The 5,697-nt window shown below is 63.3% G+C and carries 6 protein-coding genes; 1 reads left to right on the top strand and 5 read right to left on the bottom strand.

Features of this window, described 5'->3' with window-relative positions:
- Nucleotides 1-845 precede the first annotated feature (845 nt).
- Nucleotides 846-1,604 (top strand): heparan-alpha-glucosaminide N-acetyltransferase, encoded by a 759-nt coding sequence (locus ACK59X_RS29545; RefSeq protein ID WP_409962205.1) that lies wholly within the window; start codon nt 846-848, stop codon nt 1,602-1,604.
- Between the two features lie 79 nt (nt 1,605-1,683).
- Here ACK59X_RS29545 and ACK59X_RS29550 read toward each other — a convergent pair whose 3' ends face one another.
- The 5 genes from ACK59X_RS29550 to ACK59X_RS29570 form a co-directional block, all read right to left on the bottom strand.
- Nucleotides 1,684-2,469 carry a peptidylprolyl isomerase gene (locus ACK59X_RS29550; protein WP_409962207.1) on the bottom strand — a complete coding sequence of 262 codons (786 nt, stop codon included), beginning with the start codon at nt 2,467-2,469 and terminating at the stop codon, nt 1,684-1,686.
- A 67-nt stretch (nt 2,470-2,536) separates the two neighbouring features.
- Entirely contained in the window at nt 2,537-2,815 is a 279-nt protein-coding gene (locus ACK59X_RS29555) for a BolA family protein (protein ID WP_409962215.1), read from the bottom strand.
- A gap of 5 nt (nt 2,816-2,820) precedes the next feature.
- The gene (locus ACK59X_RS29560; RefSeq protein ID WP_409962209.1) at nt 2,821-3,360 is read right to left on the bottom strand and encodes a septation protein A; all 540 of its coding nucleotides are present in this window, start codon (nt 3,358-3,360) and stop codon (nt 2,821-2,823) included.
- A 6-nt stretch (nt 3,361-3,366) separates the two neighbouring features.
- Nucleotides 3,367-3,780: a peptide-methionine (R)-S-oxide reductase MsrB gene (msrB, locus tag ACK59X_RS29565; protein WP_409962211.1), complete on the bottom strand. Its 414-nt coding sequence runs from the start codon at nt 3,778-3,780 to the stop codon at nt 3,367-3,369.
- Complete coding sequence (locus ACK59X_RS29570) at nt 3,777-5,261, bottom strand: protein adenylyltransferase SelO (RefSeq protein ID WP_409962213.1); 1,485 nt, start codon at nt 5,259-5,261, stop codon at nt 3,777-3,779. Before ACK59X_RS29570 ends, msrB begins: the two co-directional genes overlap by 4 nt.
- Between the last annotated feature and the right edge of the window lie 436 nt (nt 5,262-5,697).

Below are 5,697 nucleotides of genomic sequence, written 5' to 3' on the forward strand. Positions count from 1 at the left end.
CATCAAGTCCGCTGCTTAGACAAGCAGCTTCACCGCCTTGAACACAAAAAATCTGACACTCCCGAGCCGGGATGTGCGCCCGGCGGCGCACCTACTTTCTTTTTGCGCAAAAAGAAAGTAGGCAAAGAAACAGCACCCCACAGCCCGCGTCCCTTCGCTGCGCTACGGGCAACCTGCGATGCTCGGTCCTGGGGTGGCGTCGCTGAACTCGCTTCGTTCTTCGAACTCCGCTCGGACAGCAGCGACGAGCCAGACCACGAAGCGCATGTCCTTCGGCACGCGCCCACCCCAGGCCCTGCGCTTCTCGGCACGGTCAGAAGGGGGTGGGAGCGAGCTCCACACGGGCCATTGCTTCGCTCGGCCCCAGCTGCCTCGCTGCGCTTCGGCCTTGTCGGCAGTGCGCAGCGCGTAACCGACACCCGGCGCTGCTGCGAGTGCAGCAGCCGTTTTTGACCCCGCTCCCCACCCCTGCTGGCTGCGCCGAGGAGCGCAGGAACTGGGGTGGGTGCATGTGCCGAAGGACACATGCACTTCGTGCTCTGGCTTGCCGATGCTGTTTGACCGGAGCTCCCTCGCAGAGGGAGCGCAGGGAGTTCATCGGCACCACCCCAGTTCCGAGCACCGCAGGTTGCCCGTAGCGAAGCGAAGGGACGCAGACTGGGGGTCGCCTTTTCTTGGCCCACCTTCTTTTGGCGACGCAAAAGAAGGTGGGTGCGCCGCCGGGCGCACATCCCGGCTCCCGCCCTCAGCCAAAGCACACAGCAACCATGCCCACAAGCACCAGCACAGCACAGCAACCAAGCCACGCTACGATCCACCCCACGCCCACCGCGCTTGCGCCCCGAATGACCCCACTCTCAAAACCACCCCGCTACGAAGCCGTAGACGCCCTGCGCGCAGCCGCCATGGTCTGGATGGCCGCCTTCCACTTCTGCTTCGACCTGGCCCACTTCGGCGTATGGCCCCAGGACTTCCGCACCGACCCGGTGTGGACCACGCAACGCACCCTGATCCTGAGCCTGTTCCTGTTCTGCGCCGGCCTGGGCCAGGCCATTGCGCTGCACCAGGGGCAGAGCCTGCAGCGCTTCACCCGCCGCTGGCTGCAGATCGCCGGCTGCGCCCTGCTGGTGAGCCTGGGCTCGTTCTTCATGTTCCCGCGCAGCTTTATCTACTTCGGCGTGCTGCACGGCATGGCAGTCATGCTGCTGATCGCGCGCTTCACGGCCGGATGGGGCGCATGGCTGTGGCTGTGCGGGCTGGTGGCGCTGGCGTTGCCCGTGGCCGCTACCCACCTGCTGACGGGGGCCTTCAGCGACTTGGCCCCGGCCTTCGATGCCCGCATGCTCAACTGGCTGGGGCTGGTGGCGCGCAAGCCATTCACCGAAGACTACGTGCCCATCTTTCCCTGGCTGGGCGTGCTCTGGTGGGGGTTGGCCGCAGGCCAGTGGGCCTTGCGCAACGGATGCGGCTGGCCAAGGGCGCCCCTGCCGCGGGCCTTCTCGCCGCTGTCGGTACTGGGCCGCTGGTCGCTGAGCTTCTACATGGTGCACCAGCCGGTGCTCATTCCCATCGCGATGGGACTGGCCTGGATCTTCAAGCCGTGAACAACAATTCCAGATCCCCATGAAAAAACGCGGCCTCGGCCGCGTTTTTTGTTGCTGCCGAAAGGCGGCAGGGAATCGATTACTCGACCTTGGCCTTGGCGCGCAAGTCTTCCTGGAACTTGGCCAGCTTCTGCTGTTGCAGTTGCTGGGCAACCTGGGGCTTCACATCTTCGAGCTTGGGCAGCTCGGCCTGGCGCACGTCGTCCAGGCGGATGATGTGGTAACCAAACTGGCTCTTGACGGGCGTCTGGGTCATCTTGCCCTTTTCGAGCTTGATCATGGCTTCGGTGAATTCCGACACGTAGCTCGAAGGGGTGGCCCAGTCCATGGCGCCGCCGTTGGCACCGGAGCCTGGATCCTTGGATTGCTTCTTGGCGATCTCTTCGAACTTGGCGCCCTTGTTGATGGCGGCAATCGCGGCCTTGGCGTCGGCTTCCTTCTCGATCAGGATATGGCTGGCCTTGTATTCCTTGCCGCTGTTGGCGGCCACGTACGTGTCGTTCTCGGCCTTGATTTCAGCGTCGGTCACGGGGTTGTTCTTCTGGAAATCGAGGACCAGCTCATTGGCCAGGATGCCCTGCCGCGCCATTTCCATGCTCAGCTTGAAATCGGACGACGCGTCCAGGCCGCGCTTTTGCGCTTCCTGTGCAAACACCTCTTGAAGGATCAGCCTGTCCTTGATCTGGGCATCGGCTTCGGGAGGCATGGGCCGGCCCGTGCGCGCGAATTGCTGCTTGATCAACTCGGCACGCTCCTTGGGGATGGCCTTGCCATTGACGATGGCGATGTTCTGGGCGGAAACGGGCAGGGCCATCGTGCCCAGCACGGCAGCGGCCACGAGGCCGGACAGGAGCTGTTTCTTCATGCGGAATCCAAAAAATGAGATAGTAGTTGCCAGCTGAAATCCGGCAAATCAGGACAGTGGGGCCGGTTCAGAGGATTTCAATAGCGAGGGCGTGGACGCCCGCATCCAAAAATTCCTGCAGCGCATCATACACAAGGCGGTGGCGCGCCACGCGGGGCTTGCCTGTAAGCAAAGGTGAGGCGATCCGCACCCGGAAATGGGTGCCGAAACCCGTGCCATTGGCGCCGACATGCCCGGCATGGTCGGCGCTTTCGTCGATCACTTCAAGTGCCGTGGGCGCCAGTCGCTCGACCAGGCGCTCGTGCATCTGGCGCGCCAGGCTGGACGGGGCGGCGGTATCGGTCATGGTCGTCATGCGGCGGGCTCGTCACTCTTGAGGTGGGGCGCAATGTAGATGCCCTGCGCCACCAGGAAGACCAGCGGGAACGCATAGCCCCAGAGCTTGAACTCCACCCAGGCCTCGGTGCTGAAATTGATCACCACGTAGGCATTGATGGCGGACATGAAGGCGCAATACACCACCCAGGCCACGTTCAGCCGCATCCAGACGCCATCGGGCAGCTCCATCTGGCTGCCGAGCAGCAGCTTGAGGTAGTTCTTCTTGAACACCCACAGCGCCACGGCCAGCGCCACGGCCATGGCACCATAGAGCACCGTCGGCTTCCACTTGATGAAGCGGTCGTCCTGCAGCACCAGCGTGAGCGTGCCGAACAGCAGGATCAGCGCCAGCGTGATCTTGTGCATGGTCTGCAACCGCCGGTCGATCAGGTAGATCAGCGCCATCTGCACCACCGTGGCAGCCATCAGCACGCCGGTGGCCACATAGATGTTGTAGAACTTGTAGGCGCCGACGAAGAGCAGGATGGGGAGGAAGTCGATCAGGATTTTCATGCGGGATCAGGGCGCCTTGTCTTCAAAGTCCAGCGATGCCGAATTCATGCAGTAGCGCAGGCCCGTGGGCTGGGGGCCATCTTCGAACACGTGGCCCAGGTGGGCCCCGCATTGTGCACACACGGTCTCGGTGCGCACCATGCCATGGCTGTGGTCCACGATTTCCTGGATGGAACCGGGCACGGCCTCGGAAAAACTGGGCCAGCCGCAGCCCGCATCGAACTTGGTGTGCGAGTCGAACAGCTTGGCTCCGCAGCAGATGCAATGGTAGCTGCCGTCGGCCCAGTGGGCCTCGTACTTTCCGGTGAAAGGGCGCTCGGTGGCGGCATAGCGCGTAACCTGCAGCGCGGCGGGCTCTGCCCCCTTTTCCTGCAGCACGGCCTGCCATTGGGCATCGGTCTTGTGGACGGGATAGGTCATGATGAACAGCTGATCTCGATGGTGGAAGCCCAAGCGGGCGGGAAGGCAGCGTAGGAATCGTGCCCGGGATGCTCTTCAAATGGGTCTTCGAGCAACCGCTGCAAGGTTTGGAGTGGGCCGAAGTCGCCAAGTTTCGCCGCCCGGATGGCTTCTTCGCACAAATGGTTGCGCAGCACGAACTTGGGGTTCACGGCCAGCATGGCCTTGGATACGCGGGCACGGTCAGCCAGCCGGGCATCGGCCAGGTAGGTGGCAAGCCAGGCATCCCACCCCTCCTGGTCAGGCACCATGCCGCGCACGGGCTCGAACTCGCCCGAGGCGACGGCATGCGACAGGCGGCGCCAGAAAATGGGGTAATCCACCCCGCCCTTGGCCAGCAGCACCAGCAGGCCGTCGATCAGCTCGGCATCGCCCTCCCCGGCCACGTCGCCCAGGCCCAGCTTGGCGCGCATGCGGGCCATGAACTCGGCGGGAAAGACGGTCTTGTACGACTCCAGCGCGGCCATGGCCAACTCCTGGTCACCGATCAGCGGCAGCAGCGCCTGCGCCAGGCAGAACACGTTCCAGTACGCCACATTGGGCTGGCGGTTGTAGGCATAGCGGCCCTGGGTGTCGCTGTGGTTGCAGACATGGCCGGGCACGAAGGAATCGAGGAACTGGAACGGCCCGTAGTCGATGGTCAGGCCCAGGATGCTCATGTTGTCGGTGTTCATCACCCCGTGGCAGAAGCCCACGGCCTGCCACTGCGCCAGGAGCACCGCCGTGCGCTCGCTCACGGCCTGCAGCAGCGCGGCATAGGGGTTGCCCGCGAGCTCGCTGCACCCCCGGCATTCGGGGAAATAGCGGTCGATCACATAGTCGGCGAGGGCCTTGAGTTCGGCCTCCATGCCATTGGCCGAAAAATGCTCGAAATGACCGAAGCGGATGAAGCTTGGCGCCACCCGGGTCACCACGGCGGCCGTCTCGACCTCTTCGCGGCGCACCGGCGCGGGCGAACCCGTGATGCACAGGGCCCGTGTGGTCGGTACGCCCAGGCCCTGCATCGCCTCGCTGCACAGGAACTCGCGGATGCTCGAGCGAAGCACGGCCCGGCCATCGCCCCCGCGCGAATAAGGTGTACGGCCCGCGCCCTTGAGCTGGATTTCATGGCCGACGGCCGTCTCGCCCAGCAGGATGGCCCGGCCATCGCCCAACTGGCCGGCCCAGATGCCGAACTGGTGGCCGCTGTACACGCTGGCCAATGGGCGTGAGCCCGGAAGCATGGCGTTGCCCGTGAACGCCTGCAAGGCTGCATCGCTGCGCAGCCAGGCCTCATCGATCCCCGCCAGACGCGCCACGCTGCCACTGGTCCCAACCCAATGGGGGCTGGGCAGGGGCGTGGGCTGCAGTTCGGTGAAAAACGCCGGCCCCAGGTCCGCAAACCCGTTGCGCCAGGCCAGGCCGGATGCCAGTGCGGCCTCGCTGTCGATGGACATGTTCATGCCCCGATTGTCCCCGAGCTGCGAGGCCCCGCTTCCAGTCGGGGCATGTGGGGGTGCGCACCCCGCTTTGTCACCAATCGTTTCCTCGACAACAACAGTGGTCGCGATGGTCAATGCTTTTCAGGTTGATCCAGGAAATCCACAAAAACCCCATCAAATCATTGGCTTATATGCTTTTCAAGGGATTCGGAAGAAGGCATTCGGCGCAGGACATTCAGGGTAAACCCGAGACTTGTACCTGAATAATTATTCCTAAAACTGAAATAGACAGTTCGCGACTGACTGGTTTTTCTCAGAACACGTGCGGCGTACAGTTCAACCCATCGATGAGCCGAACCCGCAAGGCGACTCACCGAACCCGGTTCAGGAATGGTTTCTGTCCCGGCTTTATTGAGACGCTTCTTTTTCTTCAAAGGATTTCATCATGAACACGACC

The sequence above is a fragment of the Acidovorax sp. genome (genome assembly GCF_046339755.1).
Classification (GTDB): domain Bacteria; phylum Pseudomonadota; class Gammaproteobacteria; order Burkholderiales; family Burkholderiaceae_C; genus Acidovorax.

Coding starts and splice junctions, on each gene's coding strand:
- msrB (WP_409962211.1), bottom strand. CDS start 3,780: ATGACCTATCCCGTCCACAAGACCGATGCCCAATGGCAGGCCGTGCTG.
- ACK59X_RS29560 (WP_409962209.1), bottom strand. CDS start 3,360: ATGAAAATCCTGATCGACTTCCTCCCCATCCTGCTCTTCGTCGGCGCC.
- ACK59X_RS29550 (WP_409962207.1), bottom strand. CDS start 2,469: ATGAAGAAACAGCTCCTGTCCGGCCTCGTGGCCGCTGCCGTGCTGGGC.
- ACK59X_RS29555 (WP_409962215.1), bottom strand. CDS start 2,815: ATGACCGATACCGCCGCCCCGTCCAGCCTGGCGCGCCAGATGCACGAG.
- ACK59X_RS29545 (WP_409962205.1), top strand. CDS start 846: ATGACCCCACTCTCAAAACCACCCCGCTACGAAGCCGTAGACGCCCTG.
- ACK59X_RS29570 (WP_409962213.1), bottom strand. CDS start 5,261: ATGAACATGTCCATCGACAGCGAGGCCGCACTGGCATCCGGCCTGGCC.